The organism is Modestobacter altitudinis (assembly GCF_005930475.1).
GTDB lineage: Bacteria > Actinomycetota > Actinomycetes > Mycobacteriales > Geodermatophilaceae > Modestobacter > Modestobacter altitudinis.
In genome coordinates, this window is sequence record NZ_SJEW01000014.1 from 40,776 (window position 1) to 57,954 (window position 17,179).

Genomic DNA, 17,179 nt, shown 5'->3' on the forward strand with positions numbered 1-17,179 from the left:
CCCGCCGCCCCGGGTAGGCTCGGCGCGTTCCACTCATCCAGAGGGGCAGAGGGACACGGCCCGATGAAGCCCCGGCAACCGCCGTGCGCACCCCTGCGCACGAGAGGTGCCACATCCGTCCCGCGCGGCTCGACGGCCCGGCGCGGGGAAGATGAGGAGGTAGTCGTCGTATGACCATGACCGCTCCCGGTTCCGCCCAGGCAGATGTGACCGAAGGCGGCCCGGTTCCCCCGAACCCGGCCCGCGGCCTGGTCTGCCGCAACTGCGGCGCCACCTTCGGGCTCATCGCCGAGCACGCCTGCGCCGAGTGCTTCGGCCCGCTGGAGGTCGACTACGACCCCGCGATCATGCGGGCGGTGACCCGCCAGCAGATCGAGGCCGGGCCGCAGAACATCTGGCGCTACGCGGCCCTGCTGCCCGTCGGCCACGACCCGGCCGACCGGGTCACCCTCGACCCGGGCATGACGCCGCTGGTGCGGGCCGACCGGCTGGCCGCCGAGCTCGGGATCACCGGCGGGCTGTGGGTCAAGGACGACTCGGCCAACCCGACCCACTCCTTCAAGGACCGCGTGGTCAGCCTCGCCGCCACCGCGGCCAGGGGCTTCGGCTACGCCAAGATCGCCTGCGCCTCGACCGGCAACCTGGCCAACTCCGTCGCGGCGCACGCCGCCCGGATGGGGCTGCCCTCCTTCGTGTTCGTCCCCAGCGACCTCGAGCCCGGCAAGATCGTCCAGTCCGCGGTGTACGGGCAGGCGCTGATCGCCGTCGACGGGTCCTACGACGACGTCAACCGGCTGACCAGCGAGCTGGCCGAGACCGACGAGTTCGAGGACACCGCCTTCGTCAACCAGAACGTCCGGCCCTACTACGCCGAGGGCTCCAAGACGATGGGCTACGAGATCGCCGAGCAGCTCGGCTGGCGGATCCCGGCCCAGGTGGTCATCCCGATGGCCTCCGGGTCGCTGCTCACCAAGGTCGACAAGGCCTGGCGCGAGCTCGTCGCCGCCGGCATCGTCGAGGACACCGGCTGGAAGGTCTTCGGCGCGCAGTCCGCCGGCTGCGACCCGATCGCCACCGCCTTCGACAACGGCTGGGACGTCGTGAAGCCGGTCAAGCCGACCGGGATCGCCAAGTCGCTCAACATCGGCAACCCCGCCGACGGCCCCTACGCGCTGGACGCGATCCGTCGCACCGGCGGGTCGGTCGGCCGGGTCGGGGACGACGAGATCGTCGCCGGCATCCGCGACCTGGCCCGCACGACCGGCGTCTTCGCCGAGACGGCGGGCGGCGTCACCACCGCGGTGCTGCGCAAGCTGGTCGAGGACGGGCTGCTGGACCCGGCGCAGGAGACCGTCGTGCTGAACACCGGTGAGGGACTGAAGACCCTCGACCCGCTGCTCCCGGTCGTCGGCCCCTCGCACCACGTGCAGCCGTCGCTGAGGTCGCTGCGCGAGGCCGGCCTCATCGGCTGATGCGAGGGCCCCGCTGCCCGCCACGCTCGGCGCAGGCCCCTGCAGAGGGGCCGGAGAACCCGTTACCACATCGGGTGACGGGACGTGCAACGGACCGGTGACCTGGGGTCTTGTGTCCTGTACCGTTCCGCGCGGTTCGAGTTCCACGTTCGTTCTGACGGGCGGAAGAGCGAGACCCCGGCTCCTCGATCAAGAGGTGTCGTCCGCACGCACGACCGTGGGAGCACACGTGGCACAGGGCACCGTGAAGTGGTTCAACGCCGAGAAGGGCTTCGGCTTCATCGCCGTCGACGGCGGCCAGGACGTCTTCGTCCACTACTCGGCCATCCAGATGGACGGGTACAAGAGCCTCGAAGAGGGCCAGCGGGTCAGCTTCGAGGTCGTCCAGGGCGAGAAGGGTCCGCAGGCGGACGCCGTCCAGGGCGCCTGACACCAGCAGGTCGAGGCCCGGTCCCCGGTCGGGGACCGGGCCTCGCTGCGTCTCCGGGCCCGGGAACAAGCCTCGTGGACCCCCCGTTCTTGCACTCGCACAGGGCGAGTGCCAGACTTCGGGCTGGCACTCGGCACCCCTGAGTGCCAATCAGGTCGGAACGGTGAGGTACCAGCGCGTGGGCCGCAGGAGCGTCCACGGCGCGGGTGCCGTCCGTCGCGGGCACCGGACCCGGCCGTGCAGCGATCCACGCTCGGAGGACATCACCACATGGCCAAGATGATCGCGTTCAACGAAGAGGCGCGCCGCGGACTCGAGCGAGGGATGAACACCCTCGCCGACGCCGTCAAGGTGACCCTCGGCCCCCGTGGCCGGAACGTCGTGCTGGAGAAGAAGTGGGGTGCCCCCACCATCACCAACGACGGTGTGAGCATCGCCAAGGAGATCGAGCTCGAGGACCCGTACGAGAAGATCGGGGCCGAGCTCGTCAAGGAGGTCGCCAAGAAGACCGACGACGTCGCGGGTGACGGCACCACCACCGCCACCGTGCTCGCCCAGGCCCTCGTCCGCGAGGGGCTGCGCAACGTCGCCGCCGGCGCCAACCCGATGGCCCTGAAGAAGGGCATCGAGAAGGCCGTCGCCTCGGTCTCCGAGTACCTGCTGGCCACCGCCAAGGACGTCGAGACCAAGGAGCAGATCGCGGCCACCGCCTCGATCTCCGCCGCGGACCCGGCCATCGGCGAGCTCATCGCCGAGGCGATGGACAAGGTCGGCAAGGAAGGCGTCATCACCGTCGAGGAGAGCAACACCTTCGGCCTCGAGCTCGAGCTCACCGAGGGCATGCGCTTCGACAAGGGTCACCTGTCGGCCTACTTCGTCACCGACACCGACCGCATGGAGACCGTGCTCGACGACCCGTACATCCTGGTCGTCAACTCGAAGATCTCCACGGTCAAGGACCTGCTGCCGCTGCTGGAGAAGGTCATGCAGTCCGGCAAGCCGCTGGCGATCATCGCCGAGGACGTCGAGGGCGAGGCCCTCGCGACCCTGGTGGTCAACAAGATCCGCGGCACGTTCAAGTCGGTCGCCGTCAAGGCCCCCGGCTTCGGTGACCGTCGCAAGGCCATGCTGGCCGACATCGCCATCCTCACCGGTGGTCAGGTCATCAGCGAGGAGGTCGGCCTCAAGCTGGACAACGCCGACCTGTCCCTGCTGGGCCGGGCGCGCAAGTTCGTCACCACCAAGGACGAGACGACGATCATCGAGGGCGCTGGTGACGCCGACCAGATCCAGGGTCGGGTCAACCAGATCCGCGCCGAGATCGAGAAGTCGGACTCCGACTACGACCGCGAGAAGCTGCAGGAGCGCCTGGCCAAGCTGGCCGGCGGTGTTGCGGTCATCAAGGCCGGCGCGGCGACCGAGGTCGAGCTCAAGGAGCGCAAGCACCGCATCGAGGACGCGGTGCGCAACGCCAAGGCCGCCGTCGAGGAGGGCATCGTCGCCGGTGGTGGCGTCGCCCTGGCGCAGGCCACCACCGTCGCGTTCGAGAAGCTCGAGCTCGAGGGTGACGAGGCGACCGGTGCCAACATCGTGCGCGTCGCGCTCGAGGCCCCGCTGAAGCAGATCGCCATCAACGCCGGCCTCGAGGGCGGCGTCGTGGCGGAGAAGGTCCGCAACTCCGAGACCGGCTGGGGCCTCAACGCCGCCTCCGGTGAGTACGTGGACCTGGTCGCGGCCGGCATCATCGACCCGGCCAAGGTCACCCGCTCGGCGCTGCAGAACGCCGCCTCCATCGCGGCGCTCTTCCTCACCACCGAGGCCGTCATCGCCGACAAGCCGGAGAAGAACGCCCCGGCCATGCCCGGTGGCGACGGCGGCATGGGCGGCATGGACTTCTGAGTCCAGCCACCTCGTAGCACCAGCACTGCCCGGCAGGGGCGGTCCCGCACTCGCGGGGCCGCCCCTGTCGGCGTCCGGGGCACCTCGAGGCTTTCGCGCGCGAAACCGCGCGTGCTTGATCGCGCGAAACCGCGCGTGCTTGATCGCGCGAAACCGCGCGTGCTTGATCGCGCGAAACCGCGCGTGCTTGATCGCGCGAAACCGCGCGTGCTTGATCGCGCGAAACCGCGCGTGCTTGATCGCGCGAAACCGCGCGTGCTTGATCGCGCGAAACCGCGCGTGCTTGATCGCGCGAAACCGCGCGTGCTTGATCGCGCGAAACCGCGCCGGGTCATCCGTCGTCCGGGGTGAAGACGCAGAACTCGTTGCCCTCGGGGTCGGCGAGCACGTCCCAGTGGACGTCGTCGTCGCGGCGGCGCACCAGGGTGGCGCCGGCGGCGAGCAGCGCGTCGGTGTCCCCGGTGACGTCGTGGTGCACGCGGTTCTTCACCGTCTTGGGCTCGGGCACCCGGTTGACCCAGATCCGCGGTCCGGCCCCGGACGGGTCGACGATCGCGACCGGCCCGGTGGGATCCCGGTCGTCGGGGTCGCGCCGGACGTAGCCCATCGCCGCGCACCACCAGTCCGCGAGCTCCTGCTGGTCGAGGGCGTCGATGCACAGGTCCAGGAACCGGGCCGGGGAGTCGGTCATGGCCGAGCAGGGTAGGCGGTCGGCGTGACGGTGGTGATCGGGACGTCGGGGTGGCAGTACCGCGACTGGCGCGGCCGCTTCTACCCGCCGGCGCTGCCGCAGCGGCTGTGGCTGGAGCACCACGCCACGCACTTCGCCACCGTCGAGAGCAACAACGCCTTCTACCGGCTGCCGGAGAAGACGACGTTCGAGGCCTGGCGCGACCGCACCCCGCCGGACTACCGCTGGGCGGTGAAGGCCTCGCGCTTCCTCACCCACCTCAAGCGGTTGCGCGAGCCCGAGGAGCCCGTCGCCCGGCTGATGGAGCGCGCCGCCGGCCTCGGGGACCGGCTCGACGTCGTCCTGCTGCAGCTGCCGCCCACGCTCAAGGCCGACGTCGACCTGCTCAGCGACTGCCTCGGGCAGTTCCCGCCAGGCACCCGGGTCGCGGTGGAGCCGCGGCACGACAGCTGGTGGACCGACGACGTGCGCGCCCTGCTGGAGCGGTACCAGGCGGCGCTGTGCTGGGCCGACCGCGCCGAACAGCCGGTCGCACCGCTGTGGCGCACCGCGGACTGGGGCTACCTGCGGCTGCACACCGGCGCCGAGGGCTGGGGGTACCGCCCCGAGACCCTGCAGCTGTGGGCGCAGCGCCTCGCCGACACCTACGGGGACGACGACGTCCTCGTGTACTTCAACAACGACCCCGGCGGCGCGGCCACCGTGGACGCCGTCACCTTCGCCGGCGCCGTCCGCGCGACCGGCCGCACGCACACCCGGGTCCCCACGATGGAGCAGGCCAGCGGGGCGGCCTGGCCGCCGAAGCCGCCGCCGAAGACCCGTCAGAGGACGGCGTCGTCTTCGGCGAAGGTCACACCCAGCTGACCGGCGGCGTCCTCCAGCACCTGCTGGACGGCGAGGGTGTCGGCCAGCGGCATCACCGCGCTCTCGGACCGCCCGGCCCGCAGGCACTCGGTGACCTCGATCAGCTCGTGCGCGTAGCCCGCGCCGAGCTGGGGGACCGTGATCTCCTCCGGGTCGGCGTCGGCCCGGTGCAGCACGACCGTCTGCGGGTGGTGGAAGCGGGGGAGCACGTCGATCCAGCCCGCCGTCCCGAACACCCGGGCCTGCCCGGGCAGCGCGTTGCGCAGCGAGGTCGTCAGCGTCGCGGAGCGGCCGTCGGCCCAGCCGAGCAGCAGGGCGGCCTCCGCGTCGACGCCGGTCGGGAAGCGGGACCCGGTCGCGGTGACGGTGTCCGGGTCGCCCAGCAGCATCTGCGCCCAGGAGACGACGTAGACGCCGAGGTCCAGCAGCGCACCGCCGCCGAGCTCGAGGGCGAACAACCGGTCGGTCGGGTCGAAGTCCCGCTGCACGCCGAGGTCGGCCTGCACCGAGCGCACCTCACCGATGGCACCGTCGGCGATCAGCTCGCGGAGCCGGACGACGGCCGGCTGGAAGCGGGTCCACATCGCCTCCATCGCGAAGACGCCGGTCTCCCGGGACAGCGCCACCACCTCGCGGGCGCCGGCCACCGTCGCGGTGAACGCCTTCTCGACCAGCAGCGCCTTGCCCGCGCGCAGGGCGCCCAGGGCGATCGCGTGGTGCTGCGGGTGCGGGGTCGCGACGTAGAGGACGTCGACCCCGGCGTCGGCGAGCACGTCGGCGTACGAGCCGTGCGCCCGCTCGATGCCGTGCCGGTCCGCGAAGTCCTGCGCGCGATCGAGCGACCGCGAGGCGACTGCGACGACCCGGGCCCCGTCGACGACGGCGAAGTCCTCGACCACCTTCTCCGCGATGCGGCCCGGCCCCACGACTCCCCAGCGGATCTCCTCGGTCATCCTGCAGACGCTAGCGGGGACCCGAACCGGAGCAGGTTGCCGTCCGGGTCGACGTGGCTCCCCTCGCGCACGCCCCAGGTCTTGGGGGTGGGCGTCGTCGTCCCGGGCCCGGCCCACGAGGAGGCGACCACGTCGGCGTCGGGGACGTGCAGGTACACCTCCGCACCGGGCGCGTCCGGGTCGAGCGTCAGGTGCAGCTCCAGGCCGGACCAGGCGGCGAACCCGTAGGTGTCGTCGTGCCGGCTGGTGGTGAACCCCAGCGCGGCGTAGTGGGCCAGCGCCCGGTCCAGGTCGGTCACCGGCAGGACCGGGGAGGCGCGCACCTCGGAGGTCATGCAGGCAGACTGGCACGGTGAGTGTGCTGATCGACACCCCTGTGTGGCCGTGGCGGGGGCGGCGCTGGTCGCACCTGGTCAGCGACACCGACTACGACGAGCTGCACGCCTTCGTGGCCGAGCACCTGGGCATGCCGCGCCGGGCGTTCCAGGGCGACCACTACGACGTCCCGGAGGAGCTGTACGCGGTGGCGGTCGCCGCCGGCGCGGAGGCGGTCGGCAGCCGGGAGCTGCTGCAGCGGCTGCTCGCGGCGGGGCTCCGGCTCAGGAAGGGCGCGCGCGCAGCAGGCTGAGCTCAGCGGCCAGGTTGGCGCGCGCCGGAGCGGTCCACCGCTCGGCCGCCGCCGGGGTGCGGAACAGCGCGGGCAGCGCGAGCAGGTGCTCCAGGACGGCTGCCCGCCCGGCGGTGAACTCGGCGTCGGTGAGGTGCCCGTACTCCTCCCGGACCGCGGACGCGTAGGCCGCGTACGCCGGCGCCGGGCTGGCCAGCACGGCGAGGTCGGCGTCGCAGAGCACGGCGCCGTCGGCGTCGCCGGGCTGCGGGTCGTGCCCGGCGGTGAGCAGCACCAGGCGCTCCACCTCGGCGACCGTCGCGTCGTCCACCAGCCCGACCAGCCCGATCCGGGCGCGCGCGGCGCTGACCTCCTCGTTGTCGCTGCGTTCCGGGTCGTACGCGACGTCGTGGTACCAGGCGGCCAGCCGGACGGCGGCCGGGTCGGCGGCGGCCCCGGCGAGGGAGTCGATGATGCCGAGGACCGCGGCCAGGTGCGCGAGGTCGTGGTAGCGCCGGTGCGGCTCGCTCCACGCGCCGACGACGGCGGCCCACTCGGTGCGGGACGTGGGGGAGTCCCCGGCCAGCTCGCTCCAGTGCTCGAAGTCGACGCCGGCCACGCCTGGAGTCTGGCACGACGGGCGGTCGTTACCGTCCCGGGCCATGACCGCTCCACCGCCCCCGCCGGGCTGGTACCCCGACCCCGCCGGCAGCCCCGGCACCCGCTGGTGGGACGGCCAGGGCTGGACCGACCACCTCCAGCACCCCGCGGCGGCGCCGGTGCAGTACACGCCGGAGCGGCGTCGGTCGGTGCTCCTCGAGCAGCCGGTCCTGGTGGTCAGCCAGAAGACGAAGCTGATCGAGCTCACCAACGAGTACGCGGTGTTCGACGGAGGCGGCCAGCAGCTCGGCGCGGTGACCCAGGTCGGGCAGAGCTCGCTGAAGAAGGCGTTCCGGCTGGTGTCGAACCTGGACCAGTTCCTCACCCACCACCTGGAGGTCCGCGACGCCGCCGGCCCGGTGCTGGTGCTCACCCGGCCGGCCAAGGTGGTGAGGTCCCGGGTGCTGGTGGCCCGGCCGGACGGCGAGCCGGTCGGGGAGATCGTGCAGGCCAACGTCTTCGGCAGGATCCGCTTCGACCTCGTCGTCGGCGGCGCGCTCGTGGGGGCCATCCAGGCGGAGAACTGGCGGGCCTGGGACTTCGCGATCAGTGACGCCTCGGGGCGTGAGGTCGCCCGGATCACCAAGAGGTGGGAGGGGTTCGCCCGCACCCTGTTCACCACCGCGGACAACTACGTCGTCCAGGTCCACCAGCGGCTGGAGGAGCCGCTGGCCAGCCTGGTGCTGGCCAGCGCGCTGACCGTCGACACCGCGCTGAAGCAGGACGACCGCGGGTTCAACTGACGAAGGACCCCGCCGCCCCCGCCGTTCGCGGGCTCACGGCGGGACCCTGCGCCGGGGCCGCCGCAGCACGTCACCAGGGGTAGAGTCGCAGACGTCCGGGCCGGGCGACCTGTGTCCCCGGGCTCCACTAGATAACTGCCGCCGTGGAACACCGCCCCGACCTCGGTCGGGGGCTGGAGCCGCGGATGTGCAAACCGCCGCGAGGCGACCAGCGTCCGGTCCGGACCCAGACGCAGAACGGCCCCCGTCCACCAGGACGGGGGCCGTTCCCATGTCGGTCAGGCCTCGGTCTGCCCGAGCAGCCAGCCGTGCTCGCCGGTCAGCGCGTTGGCCTCCGCGGGCCCCCAGGAACCGGGGGTGTACGGGTGCACCTGGGGGCGGTGGTCGAGCACCGGCTGCAGCGCCCGCCAGGTCTGCGCCAGGCCCTCGCTGGTGGTGAACAGCGACCGGTCGCCGATCAGCACGTCGTGGATGAGCGAGACGTAGGGCGCCAGCGGCTCACCGCCGGGGATCTTCGACAGGTCCAGCGAGACCCGCGCCGGCGCCATCGCCAGGTCCGGGCCCGGCTTCTTGGCCATCACGTCGATGTCGACGGCACCCGCGCCGGCCAGCGACAGGGAGACCACGTTGCCGTTGGCGGGCACGTCGTTGACCGGGCCCTTCGGGCGGTGCAGCACCAGGCTGACCCGCTGCTGCTTGGCCGCCATCCGCTTGCCGGTGCGCAGCAGGAACGGCACGCCGCGCCAGCGGCCGGAGTCGATGAACAGCCGGGCGGCCACGTAGGTGTCGGTGTCGCTGTCGTCCGGCACGCCGTCCAGCTCGCGGTAGCCCTCGAACTGGCCCAGCACGACGTCCTCGGGGGCCAGCGGGCGGAAGGCGGCCAGCACCGACTCGCGCGCGGAGAGGATGTCGTTGGCCGAGAAGCTGACCGGTGGCTCCATGGCGACCTCGGCGGCGACCTGGAACAGGTGGGTGACCAGCATGTCCAGGGTCGCGCCGGTGGCGTCGTAGAAGTCGGCCCGGTCGGCGACGTCGAGGTCCTCGGGGACGTCGATCTGCACCTGCGCCACGTGCTCGCGGCTCCACATGGGCTCGAAGAGGCCGTTGGCGAACCGGAGCGCGTGCAGGTCCTGGGTGCCCTCCTTGCCCAGGAAGTGGTCGATCCGGAAGACCTGCTCCTCGTCGAACACCGAGTGCACCAGGTCGTCGAGCTCGCGGAAGCCCTCGGGGGAGGCGCCGAACGGCTTCTCGTAGACGACCCGGGCGCCCTCGCCGAGACCGTGGGCGCCCAGCGCCCGGGTGTAGTCGGTGAAGGCCTTGGGCGGCAGCGAGAGGTAGTGCACGAGCTGGGCGTCGTCCCCGACCTCCGTCCGGGCGGTGGCGACGGCGTCCAGCAGCTGGCCCGGGTCGTCGGCGGTGAAGCCGCCGCCGGCGAAGCGCAGCCGCTTCGCGAAGTCGTCCCACGGGCCGTCGCCCGGGTCGGGGCCGAACTCCTCGAGCGCGCCGCGGACGTGCTCGACGAACTCCTCGTCGGTGCGCTCGCCGCGCCCGCTGCCGATCAGCCGCCAGTCCTCGGGGAGCAGGCCGTGCTGGGCCAGCTCGAAGAAGGCCGGCAGCACCATCCGGCGGGCCAGGTCGCCGGTCGCGCCGTACAGCACGAACACGGTGGGGGTCAGTTCGTTCGTCCCGGTGGGGGGCACGGTGCTCCTCTCGCTGGGCGCCGCTGCGGCGCCCTCGGTGGTCGGTGTGCCCGACGGTGAGTCCCCACGCCGATGAGGTGGACGACCCGCGGAGCAACTGCGTTGTGTGTGGGACCACGGACGGTCGGGCAGCAGTGCAGGGTGACCCGACGTCGTCGTCCCCTGCTGGTCCTACCCACAACCGCAGCGATCATCCTGCTCTCCGGCTGCGGGGACGACGCGCCCGAGGGCGACGCCCCGCCGTCCTCGCCGGCGACCGCCGGGGAGACGACCGTCGCGCCGGAGGGCCAGTCGGGCAGCGACCAGCAGGCCGACCTGGAGTTCGAGGACCAGTCCGGCGACGGCAGCAGCGTCGTCGTCGACACCGTCTCCGCACCGCAGGGCGGGTTCGTCGTCGTCACCGCCGAGGGGTCGGACGTCCCGCTGGGCTCCGTGCGGGTCCAGGTGGGGACGACGGACGACGCGGAGGTGCCGCTGGACGCGCCGCTGACCGCGGACACCGACCTCACCGCGACCCTGTACGCCGACACCGACGGCGACGGCGGGTTCGACCCGAGCGCCGACCAGGCGGTCCCCGAGCCGATCTCCGGCGACGACAGCTCGGACGACACCTCGGACGACAGCGACGTAGTCGACGACGGGGCCGAGTACTCGCTGCGCTGACCTCGGGGTGCCGCGTGTGCCCGGGGTCACTAGCGTGGTTCCGGACAGCGCCGTCCGCAGCAAAGGGGTCCACATGGCCGGCTCGGTGCAGCAGGCACCTCCCGAGCCGCACCGGTTGCCGGTGCGCACGCTGGTCTCGGCCAGCATCGGCAACGCGGTGGAGTGGTTCGACTGGACGGTCTACGCGACCTTCCTCGTCTACTTCTCCACCCAGTTCTTCCCCAAGGAGAACGAGGCGCTGGCGCTGATCGGCACCACGTCGGCCTACGCGCTGGCGTTCTTCTTCCGGCCGTTGGGCGGCTGGCTGCTCGGCCGCTTCGCCGACCTGCGCGGACGCAAGGCCGGGATGCTGCTCACCATCCTGCTGATGGCCGGCGGCTCGCTGGTCATCGCCATCCTGCCGACCTACGAGCAGGTGGGCTGGCTCGCGCCCGTCCTCCTGCTGCTGGCCCGGATCGCCCAGGGCATGTCGCTGGGTGGTGAGGTCTCCAACGCCTCGGCCTACCTGGCCGAGATCGCCCCACCGGCCCGCCGCGGCCGGTACTCCGCCTTCTTCTACATCTCCACCGGCACCGCGCTGCTGGTCGCCTCCCTGCTCGGTGTGCTGCTCACCAACGTGCTCGACGACGACCAGCTCCGGTCCTACGGCTGGCGCATCGCCTTCGCCGCCGGTGGCCTGCTCGGGATCGTGGGGCTGTGGCTGCGCCGGTCGCTCAGCGAGACCGACCAGTTCGAGGAGAACGCGGCCAAGGCGCGGGCGACGAAGAACCCGCTGCTGCTCACCATCAAGGAGCACCCGCGGGCGGTGCTCCAGCTGTGCGCCTTCACCATGCTGTCGACGCTGTCCTACTACACGTTCTTCAGCGCGCTGACGCCCTTCGCGATCAACTTCCGGGACGCCGACGCCAACGACGTCTTCCTGGCCCTGTCGATCGGCACGGCTCTGTTCATCGCGTGCTGCTACCCGTTCGGGGCGCTGTCGGACCGGTTCGGCCGCAAGCCGCAGATGCTGGTGTGGTCGGCGGCGATCGCGGTGCTCATCGTCCCGCTGTCGTTCCTGGTGCGGGACAACCTGGGCTCGCTGGTCGTGGTCTTCACCGTCGGCCTGGTGCTGTACGCGCTGCTGGCCTCCATCGCCCCGGCGATCATGAGCGAGCTGTTCCCGACCGAGCTGCGAGCCACCGGGATCGGCGCCTGGTACAACCTCACGGTCGCCGTCTTCGGCGGGACGGCGCCGCTGGTCATCACCGCGTTGTCCGAGGCCGACCACCCGCTCTGGTTCTTCTGGTACGTCGCCGTGGCCGCGGTCGTGGCGTTCTGCGCGATCCTCACCCTCCCCGAGACCCGGGGGAGCGAGCTCCGCTGAGGTCGGTCTGAGGTCCTCCCGGGGACCTCAGACGCGCGGGACCCGTCAGGACTGCCCGGTCGACCGATGTTCGGGGTGCCCCCTCAGGACGACCGTCGTCCTCGTCCCACCCGGACGAGACGAGGAGACGGTCATGACCCCGAACTACCCCAACCCCGCCCTGGAGGCCGAGCTGGCCTACCGCCGCGAGCGCATCGCGCAGGCCTTCGCCACCGGCAGCCGGCGCGGCTCCTGGACGTCGCGGCGGCGGCGGACGCGCTGAGCGTGCGCCCGGACCTGTCACCGGCTTCTGCCACGATCGGGAGCATGCCGCGCTGGGACGAGGGTCCGCTGGTGGGCCGTGCCGACGAGCTGGCCCGGTTGATGGCGCACGTCGACCGTGCGGTCGGGGGCCGCCCCTCGGCCGTGCTGGTCGCCGGGGACGCCGGCGTCGGCAAGACCCGGCTGCTCGACGAGCTGTCCCGCCGGTCGGCCGAGCGCGGCGTGCGGGTGCTCACCGGGCACTGCGTGGACCTCGGCGACGTCGGCCTGCCGTACCTGCCCTTCGTCGACCTGCTGCGCCCGGTCGCGGCCGATCCCGAGCTGAGCCCGGTGCTGGCCGGCCACCCGGTGCTGGCCGGGCTGCTCACCGGCCGGCCGGGCGCGCCGGTTCCCGGACCGCAGGAGGACGACCCCGACCGGGGCAGCCCGCTGGGCCGGGGCGCGTTGCGCCCGCCGACCGACGACGGCCGGCTGCAGCTGTTCGAGGCGGTCGCCGCGGTGCTGGCCGAGGTCGCCGCCGGCCGGCCGCTGCTCGTCGTGCTGGAGGACCTGCACTGGGCGGACCGCTCCAGCCGGGACCTGCTGCGCTACCTGCTCGCCCGGTTGCTGGCCCGGCTGGTCGACGAGCCGATCACCGTCGTCGTCTCCTACCGCGCCGACGACCTGCACCGGCGGCACCCGCTCCGGCCGCTGCTGGCCGAGCTGGTCCGGCTCCCCGGCGTCGAACGGCTGGTCCTGGAGCCCCTGCCCGACGCCGACGTCGGCGCGCTCGTCCGCGGGCTGGCGGCCACCTCCGGTGGCGTCGCCGAGGGCACGGTGGACGACGTCGTGGCCCGGGCCGAGGGCAACGCGTTCTACGCCGAGGAGCTGCTGGCGGCCGGGCTGGCCGGCGAGGCGTTGCCGATGGGCCTGACCGACGTCCTGCTGGCCCGGGTCGAGCAGCTGAGCCCAGCGGCCCAGCAGGTGCTGCGGGTCGCTGCGGTGGCGGGCCGGCAGGTGCGCCACGAGCTGGTCTCCGCTGTCTCCTGGCAGTCCCCGGAGGAGACCGAGCGGGCGCTGGGCGAGGCGGTGCACCACCACCTGCTGGTCGTCTCCGACGACGGCCGCTACCGCTTCCGGCACGCACTGCTGCGCGAGGCGGTGCTCGCCGACCTGCTGCCCGGGGAGCGGGTCCGCCTGCACGCCGAGGTCGCCGCCCACCTGACCGCGCACCCCGCCGCCGGCACCGCCGCCGAGCGGGCGCACCACGCCCGGGAGAGCAACGACCTGCCCGGTGCGCTGAGCGCCTCGCTGGAGGCGGCCGCCGCCGCCCGGCGGGTCGGTGCGCCGGCCGAGCAGCTGCAGCACCTGGAGGCCGCGCTCGCGCTGTGGACCGCCGTGCCCGACGCCGCCGAGCGCGCCGGGCGGGAGCAGTGGGCGCTGCTGCTGGACACCGCCGCCGCGGCCCGGGCGGGAGGCGAGCTGCACCGGGCGGTGGCGCTGCTCCGCTCGGCGCAGCAGCTGCTCGGCCCCGACGGCGACCCGGAGGCGCGGGCGCGGGTGCACTACACCCTCGCCCAGGGGCTGACCCGGATCGAGGAGACCGTCGACGCGCTGCGCGAGGTCGAGCGGGCGATGCAGCTGGTGCCGGCGCAGCCGCCGTCGGTGGTGCGCACCTGGGCGGCGGCCACCCACGCCCGCACGCTCTACGCGCTGGGCCGCATCGCAGAGGGCGACGCCGCGGCCGACGAGGCGCTCGCCGCCGCCGACGCCCTGGGGCTGGACGGCGCCTGGGCCGACACCGCGGTCTCGCTGGCCCGCGTGGAGGGTGCCGGCGACCTGCCGACCGTGCGTGCCCGGCTGCACGAGGCGCGGCTGCGGGCCGAGCGGTCCGGGGACGCCGACGTCGAGACCCGGGCGTGGTTCAGCCTGGCGATCGTCGCCTACGAGGCCGGCCGGGTCGGCGAGACGCTGGAGCACGCGGGCGCCGGCCTGGCCCGCGCCCGGGCGCTGGGCGTCGAGTGGTCGTTCTACGGCGCCGAGCTCCGCCACCTGGAGATCATCGCCCGCTACACCGGCGGTGACTGGGACGGCAGCCTGGCGGCGGCCGACGAGCTCGCTCGGGTGCCCGACATGGCGGCGCACGTGCGCGCCGACGGGCTGCTGGTGCTCGTCGGCCGGGGCGACCCGGCCGCCCGCGAGCGGCTGGCCTGGGCGCAGGGCCTCACCACGCGGTGGGACTCGCACGTGCTGTTGATGCTGGCCACCGTCTCGGCCGAGATCGAGCTGGCGGCGGCGGCCGGGGACGCCCGGACGGCGGCCGACCGGGCGCGCTGGGCGGACGCGCGGCTGCACGCGCTGTGGGGGGAGGACCGGCCGGCGACGGTGCGGCTGGCGACGACCGCCGTGGGCGCCGTCGCCGACGCGGCTGCCACCGCCCGGGGGAGCGGCGACCAGGAGGCGCTGGCCGGCTGGCTGGCCGAGGGCGAGTCGCTCGCGGAGCTGGCGCGGACGGCGGCGCGCGCGCACGACTCGGCCGTCGGCGAGCTGGGGGTGGAGGCGCAGGCCTGGTGCGCGCGGCTGGAGGCGGAGCTGGGCCGGCTCCGCGGGAGTGCGTCGCCGGAGGCGTGGCGGCAGGTGGTCGAGCTGTTCGGCTACGGGCACGTGTTCGAGCAGGCGCGGTCCCGGTTCCGGCTGGCCGAGGCGCTGCTGGGGGCCGACGACCGGTCCGGGGCCGCTGCCGAGCTGACCGCGGCGCACGAGGTGGCGCTGCGGCTGGGGGCGGTGCCGCTGCGCACGGCGGTCGAGGCGCTGGCCCGCCGGGGGAGGGTGGAGCTGCCCGGGCTGCCGCGGGCGGCGGAGGCCTCGGCGGTGCTGACCCCGCGCGAGGTCGAAGTGCTGGCGCTGGTGGCGCAGGGGCGGACCAACCGGCAGATCGGCGCGGAGCTGTTCATCAGCGAGAAGACCGCGAGCGTGCACGTCAGCAACATCCTGGCGAAGTTCGGCGCCTCCGGCCGCACCGAGGCGGTCGCCCTGGCCGCCGCCCGCGGCTTGTTGTCCTGACCCGCTCGAGTCGACCGGCAGGTTCTCTCAGGACGCTCGTGCTCTGCTCACCATGGTGAGCAGAGCACAATCGTCCGACTTCCTTCCCTACGCCGGACGTGGGGACCCGCGCCCACGCGGACACCATGCGGAGCGGGACCGGAGGAGCCAGCCAGCGGCGAGGCTGCCGGCGATCCCACTCGGCCGCCGTCCACCCGGGGATCGTCGGTCAGTCGACGGTGTCCCCGAAGGCGGCTTCAGGGAAACGGGCATGCAAAGGTGATGTAGAGCTGTGCCTGCAGTGGCGGTGACCTGGCCCCATCCCCACCACCACCGCATACTCGCCGGCCACAGCTTCAGCTGGACGGCTGTCCCGGCGTCTGTCGCGCTCGTCGGCGTGCCACATCCCACCTGCCTGAGCCCCCGCTGAGGGTTTGCAGCCCTTTTGCAAGATTCGACACGCCGACCTTAAAGGCCGCATTGAGGCGTGTCGCGGGGCAGACCACTCTGGACACATGCCCCAGCTGACCCCGGAGCCGACACCCGCGTCCACGTACTTCGACACGGTGGGGCCCACGTGGACCCACGCGGACGGGCGTCGATTCTGGCGACTGACCGAAGCTGTGCAGGTGACGGTTCACCCGAGCGGCCACATCGAGATCATCGACACGACCGGTCGCACGTTTCGAGTCCGCACCTCGCCCAGCCGCAGGGGAACGAAGGTCGACCTGTCTCCCCGGCCCGACGCGGCCTGAGACCCACCGGGGAGGCGCACCAGCAGGTCACTCCGGTCGACGTTCCGGGCGGACTCGTCATGGAGTTGGCGCTGACCGGACGGCTGACGCTCAACCGCGACAGCATCGACATCAACACCACTCCCACCGGCTTCGCGCCCGCCGCGTCGAGGGCACCCCGGGGCACGGGGGGGCTCATCCCGTGGTCGTCGGGTGGAGTCTCAGCTGGCTGAGCGGTCCGCCTCGGCTGTCTCCGCCGCCGACGTGGGGGCCGCTGGGCTGCCGCTCGGGCCGGCGGCGGGGTCGCGGGCGGCCATCGCTGCGCTCAGGCGCATCAGCAGCGACGGGGACAGCCGCATCAGCCGCCACTTGATGCGTGCCTCCCTGGGCGCGACGATCACCGCCCGGTTGCGCTCCACCCCACGCAGCACATCGGCAGCCAGGGCATCGGCGCTGTAGAGGTGCCCGCCGCTCGACTTCGTGATCATGGCGCGGGTGTCGGTGACCTCCACGGTGGCCACCCGTGGCAGGTCGGACGGCATGGCCTTGTCCAGGATCGGGGTGTCCACGCCGCCGGGGCAGACCACGCTGACCCGCACTCCGCGCGGGGCGGCCTCCGCCCGCAGACTCAGCGACAGCCCGACGACCCCCCACTTCGTCATCGCGTAGGGGGCCATCCCCGGCGCCGGCACCAGGCCTGCCAGGGACGCGGTGTTGACGATGTGCCCGTGTCCCTGCCGGAGCATCACCGGATAGGCGGCGTGGACGCCGTGGACAACACCGCGCAGGTTCACGTCGATGGCCCGGTCCCAGTGCGCCGGGGTCAGCTCCTCGACCGGCCCGACGATGCCCAGGCCGGCGTTGTTGACCATGAGGTCCAGCCGGCCGTGCCGCCCTGCGGTGTCCGTCACCAGTGCGGCGACCGCCGCTGCGTCGCGCACGTCCACAGCAGCCGCAGAAGCGGCGCCCGGGCCCAGGGCGCTGAGCTGGTTCGCGACCTCGGACGCTGCCGCGCCGTCGACGTCGGCCAGGACGACCTGGTCCCCGCGGCGCACGAGCGCCGCGCCCAGGGCGCGTCCGATCCCGGAGGCTCCACCTGTCACGATCGCCACCCG

Annotated in this window: 17 protein-coding genes, 1 pseudogene and 1 riboswitch; of the genes and pseudogenes, 11 read left to right on the forward strand and 7 right to left on the reverse strand. The window is 73.3% G+C overall.

Going from position 1 to position 17,179, the window contains the following annotated elements:
- Positions 1 to 30 precede the first annotated feature (30 nt).
- Positions 31 to 158, forward strand: a riboswitch (SAM riboswitch).
- Positions 159 to 176: 18 nt separating this feature from the next.
- From thrC to groL, 3 genes are all read left to right on the forward strand, one after another.
- Positions 177 to 1,472 (forward strand): threonine synthase, encoded by a 1,296-nt coding sequence (gene thrC / locus FHL79_RS07625; RefSeq protein ID WP_138758043.1) that lies wholly within the window; start codon positions 177 to 179, stop codon positions 1,470 to 1,472.
- Positions 1,473 to 1,701: 229 nt separating this feature from the next.
- Entirely contained in the window at positions 1,702 to 1,902 is a 201-nt protein-coding gene (locus tag FHL79_RS07630) for a cold-shock protein (RefSeq protein WP_138758009.1), read from the forward strand.
- 270 nt (positions 1,903 to 2,172) lie between these two features.
- Positions 2,173 to 3,801 carry a chaperonin GroEL gene (gene groL, locus FHL79_RS07635; RefSeq protein ID WP_138758010.1) on the forward strand — a complete coding sequence of 543 codons (1,629 nt, stop codon included), beginning with the start codon at positions 2,173 to 2,175 and terminating at the stop codon, positions 3,799 to 3,801.
- On the opposite strand, the pseudogene FHL79_RS26585 reads toward groL, so the two are convergent.
- Together FHL79_RS26585 and FHL79_RS07645 are read right to left on the reverse strand one after the other, a co-directional pair.
- Positions 3,725 to 4,057, reverse strand: a pseudogene (locus FHL79_RS26585) (hypothetical protein); the annotation flags it as partial. The gene groL and the pseudogene FHL79_RS26585 overlap by 77 nt on opposite strands.
- Before the next feature lie 75 nt (positions 4,058 to 4,132).
- The gene (locus tag FHL79_RS07645) at positions 4,133 to 4,492 is read right to left on the reverse strand and encodes a VOC family protein (protein ID WP_138758012.1); all 360 of its coding nucleotides are present in this window, start codon (positions 4,490 to 4,492) and stop codon (positions 4,133 to 4,135) included.
- A 24-nt stretch (positions 4,493 to 4,516) separates the two neighbouring features.
- Between FHL79_RS07645 and FHL79_RS07650 the strand changes: the two genes are divergently transcribed.
- Positions 4,517 to 5,356 (forward strand): DUF72 domain-containing protein, encoded by an 840-nt coding sequence (locus tag FHL79_RS07650; RefSeq protein ID WP_138758013.1) that lies wholly within the window; start codon positions 4,517 to 4,519, stop codon positions 5,354 to 5,356.
- Here the strand turns inward: FHL79_RS07650 and FHL79_RS07655 are convergent.
- Positions 5,314 to 6,309, reverse strand: a complete 996-nt coding sequence (locus FHL79_RS07655; RefSeq protein WP_138758014.1) for a Gfo/Idh/MocA family protein — start codon at positions 6,307 to 6,309, stop codon at positions 5,314 to 5,316. The genes FHL79_RS07650 and FHL79_RS07655 overlap by 43 nt on opposite strands.
- Positions 6,306 to 6,644 (reverse strand): VOC family protein, encoded by a 339-nt coding sequence (locus FHL79_RS07660; protein ID WP_138758015.1) that lies wholly within the window; start codon positions 6,642 to 6,644, stop codon positions 6,306 to 6,308. The genes FHL79_RS07655 and FHL79_RS07660 overlap by 4 nt, the downstream gene beginning before the upstream one ends.
- A 17-nt stretch (positions 6,645 to 6,661) precedes the next feature.
- On the opposite strand from FHL79_RS07660, the gene FHL79_RS07665 reads away from it, so the two are divergent.
- Positions 6,662 to 6,937 (forward strand): DUF4031 domain-containing protein, encoded by a 276-nt coding sequence (locus FHL79_RS07665; RefSeq protein WP_138733872.1) that lies wholly within the window; start codon positions 6,662 to 6,664, stop codon positions 6,935 to 6,937.
- Here the strand turns inward: FHL79_RS07665 and FHL79_RS07670 are convergent.
- Positions 6,909 to 7,535, reverse strand: coding sequence for an HD domain-containing protein (locus tag FHL79_RS07670; RefSeq protein WP_138758016.1), 627 nt, complete (start codon positions 7,533 to 7,535; stop codon positions 6,909 to 6,911). The two genes, FHL79_RS07665 and FHL79_RS07670, sit on opposite strands and share 29 nt — an antisense overlap.
- Before the next feature lie 43 nt (positions 7,536 to 7,578).
- On the opposite strand from FHL79_RS07670, the gene FHL79_RS07675 reads away from it, so the two are divergent.
- The gene (locus FHL79_RS07675) at positions 7,579 to 8,319 is read left to right on the forward strand and encodes a phospholipid scramblase-related protein (RefSeq protein WP_138758017.1); all 741 of its coding nucleotides are present in this window, start codon (positions 7,579 to 7,581) and stop codon (positions 8,317 to 8,319) included.
- Positions 8,320 to 8,597: 278 nt separating this feature from the next.
- On the opposite strand, the gene FHL79_RS07680 is transcribed toward FHL79_RS07675, so the two are convergent.
- Positions 8,598 to 10,019 (reverse strand): glucose-6-phosphate dehydrogenase, encoded by a 1,422-nt coding sequence (locus FHL79_RS07680; RefSeq protein ID WP_246080488.1) that lies wholly within the window; start codon positions 10,017 to 10,019, stop codon positions 8,598 to 8,600.
- Positions 10,020 to 10,160: 141 nt separating this feature from the next.
- Here FHL79_RS07680 and FHL79_RS07685 point away from each other — a divergent pair, with 141 nt between their 5' ends.
- The 5 genes from FHL79_RS07685 (at position 10,161) to FHL79_RS07700 (ending at position 16,085) form a co-directional block, all read left to right on the forward strand.
- Entirely contained in the window at positions 10,161 to 10,682 is a 522-nt protein-coding gene (locus tag FHL79_RS07685) for a DUF7282 domain-containing protein (RefSeq protein ID WP_138758018.1), read from the forward strand.
- 73 nt (positions 10,683 to 10,755) lie between these two features.
- On the forward strand, positions 10,756 to 12,048 hold the full coding sequence (locus FHL79_RS07690; protein WP_138758019.1) for an MFS transporter: 1,293 nt from the start codon (positions 10,756 to 10,758) through the stop codon (positions 12,046 to 12,048).
- Positions 12,049 to 12,181: 133 nt separating this feature from the next.
- Positions 12,182 to 12,310 carry a hypothetical protein gene (locus tag FHL79_RS26115; protein ID WP_281283860.1) on the forward strand — a complete coding sequence of 43 codons (129 nt, stop codon included), beginning with the start codon at positions 12,182 to 12,184 and terminating at the stop codon, positions 12,308 to 12,310.
- A 44-nt stretch (positions 12,311 to 12,354) separates the two neighbouring features.
- Positions 12,355 to 15,351, forward strand: a complete 2,997-nt coding sequence (locus tag FHL79_RS07695) for a helix-turn-helix transcriptional regulator (RefSeq protein WP_171058069.1) — start codon at positions 12,355 to 12,357, stop codon at positions 15,349 to 15,351.
- Between the two features lie 494 nt (positions 15,352 to 15,845).
- Positions 15,846 to 16,085, forward strand: coding sequence for a hypothetical protein (locus FHL79_RS07700; protein WP_138758021.1), 240 nt, complete (start codon positions 15,846 to 15,848; stop codon positions 16,083 to 16,085).
- A 200-nt stretch (positions 16,086 to 16,285) separates the two neighbouring features.
- Here FHL79_RS07700 and FHL79_RS07705 read toward each other — a convergent pair whose 3' ends face one another.
- Positions 16,286 to 17,167 carry an SDR family NAD(P)-dependent oxidoreductase gene (locus tag FHL79_RS07705; protein ID WP_246080489.1) on the reverse strand — a complete coding sequence of 294 codons (882 nt, stop codon included), beginning with the start codon at positions 17,165 to 17,167 and terminating at the stop codon, positions 16,286 to 16,288.
- Between the last annotated feature and the right edge of the window lie 12 nt (positions 17,168 to 17,179).

What these genes read in the sequence shown, in the direction of transcription:
- FHL79_RS26115 (WP_281283860.1), top strand. Translation starts at nt 12,182, where the DNA reads ATGACCCCGAACTACCCCAACCCCGCCCTGGAGGCCGAGCTGGCCTAC.
- thrC (WP_138758043.1), top strand. Translation starts at nt 177, where the DNA reads ATGACCGCTCCCGGTTCCGCCCAGGCAGATGTGACCGAAGGCGGCCCG.
- FHL79_RS07660 (WP_138758015.1), bottom strand. Translation starts at nt 6,644, where the DNA reads ATGACCTCCGAGGTGCGCGCCTCCCCGGTCCTGCCGGTGACCGACCTG.
- FHL79_RS07690 (WP_138758019.1), top strand. Translation starts at nt 10,756, where the DNA reads ATGGCCGGCTCGGTGCAGCAGGCACCTCCCGAGCCGCACCGGTTGCCG.
- groL (WP_138758010.1), top strand. Translation starts at nt 2,173, where the DNA reads ATGGCCAAGATGATCGCGTTCAACGAAGAGGCGCGCCGCGGACTCGAG.
- FHL79_RS07695 (WP_171058069.1), top strand. Translation starts at nt 12,355, where the DNA reads ATGCCGCGCTGGGACGAGGGTCCGCTGGTGGGCCGTGCCGACGAGCTG.
- FHL79_RS07675 (WP_138758017.1), top strand. Translation starts at nt 7,579, where the DNA reads ATGACCGCTCCACCGCCCCCGCCGGGCTGGTACCCCGACCCCGCCGGC.
- FHL79_RS07655 (WP_138758014.1), bottom strand. Translation starts at nt 6,309, where the DNA reads ATGACCGAGGAGATCCGCTGGGGAGTCGTGGGGCCGGGCCGCATCGCG.
- FHL79_RS07645 (WP_138758012.1), bottom strand. Translation starts at nt 4,492, where the DNA reads ATGACCGACTCCCCGGCCCGGTTCCTGGACCTGTGCATCGACGCCCTC.
- FHL79_RS07700 (WP_138758021.1), top strand. Translation starts at nt 15,846, where the DNA reads ATGCCCCAGCTGACCCCGGAGCCGACACCCGCGTCCACGTACTTCGAC.